At 49.7% G+C, this 1,625-nt stretch carries 1 protein-coding gene; it reads left to right on the top strand.

What is annotated here, in order from left to right; genetic code table 11:
• A partial coding sequence (locus AC29Z1_RS04680; protein WP_488270298.1) for a cobaltochelatase subunit CobN occupies positions 1-1,625 on the top strand: 1,625 nt, incomplete at both ends.

The raw sequence follows: 1,625 nt of genomic DNA, 5'->3' as shown, positions 1-1,625 counted from the left end.
TAAGATTAGGCACATCATGCTGGCAACCGAAGTGCAGCCAGAGGATGCGCTTAGCGGGGTGACGCCGGAGGAACGAAGTACAATACGCAGGTATTTGTCCTATAGTGGGCTGGACAACTACCGCAACCTTTGGTTATGGCTTAATAACCAGTATTGTCAGCACACTTATGCATGTCAGCCGCCGCGTGAACTGGCGTGGAATGGTATTTTCCATCCGCGGGCGGACAAATGTTTTACCGAGAGTGAGGAATATCGGCGACTATTTTGCAAACCCGAACAGGCAACTATTGGCATCATATTTCCCCGGGATGAATGGATTTGGTCAGATTTGACTTATCAGAGTGAGCTTATTGAGGCCATCGAAGCTCAGGGATTTAATGTCATTGCCGTCTTTAGTCATTGGGCGCGTATTGCCGAGCTTAATGCACCTGGTGTCGATGATGCGGTAACTACTTATTTTTATAATCATGGTAGGCCTTGCATTGATGTGCTGATTAATACTTTTAAATTTTCTCTGACGGTAGGAAAGCCTGTTGATCAGGAATTTCTGCATAATCTGGGAGTGCCGGTATTGCAGGCCTATGCTTTACTTCGGTCACGGGAATCCTGGCAGGAAAGTATCGAGGGCCTAACACCAATGGAAATTACCTGCAGTATTACCATGCCCGAGTTTGACGGGGTCATTCACGCTGTGCCCATTGCTGGCAAAGAGCAAATGCCTGATGGTACAACCAAATACCAGACACTGCCAGAGCGAATTGAGCGAGTGGCTGCCAAAGCCGTCAAATGGGCCAAGCTGCGGCGTAAAGCCAACAACCAAAAGAAGATTGCTATTATTTTTCATAATTATCCGGCGACAAATTCGCATATCGGCAGTGCCCAGGGTATGGATTCACCGGCCAGCATCAGGCTTCTCTTAGAACGTATGGCTGAGCGGGGATATCAAGTCGATACGATTCCGCCTGACAGCCGCGCGCTCATGGATAGTCTACTGGCCGCTGCCACCAATGACCGCAGGTTTTTGTCTGATACTGTGGTGGAACAGGCACCAGGCAAAGTGACGGCTAGCGAATATCGCGAATGGTTTAATGTACTCGCACCCCAGACGCAGGTCCAGCTTATTAAGGACTGGGGCCAACCACCGGGTGATGTCTTTAACTATGAAGAAAAATTATTGGTGCCTGGTATGCTAAACGGTAATATTTTTATTACCGTGCAGCCGCCGCGGGGGTTTAGTGAGGATCCCGGGAAGTTGTATCATTCGCCGGACTGCGCTCCTACCCACCATTATCTGGCTTATTATCACTGGATTCGAGATATTTGGCAGGCTGATGCGGTTGTTCATGTCGGTACCCATGGCACGCTGGAGTGGTTGCCAGGCAAAGGGACCGCGCTATCTGGCAGTTGCTATCCGGACTTAGCCATTGGTGATTTGCCGAATGTGTATCCTTACCTTATTTCCATTGTCGGTGAGGGGATTCAAGCCAAGCGGCGCGGCGCTGCTTGTTTAATCGGGCATTTGCCGGCGCCCATGAGTCAGGCCGGGACCTATGATCAACTGGCAGAACTAGAAAAGCTGTTGGATGAGTACTGTCATTTTGCACAAAATCAGCCGGGAAATATCC

Source organism: Sporomusa sp. (genome assembly GCF_057736855.1).
Note: the sequence above shows the minus strand (reverse complement) of the source record. Positions and strands in the feature narration are given on the sequence as shown.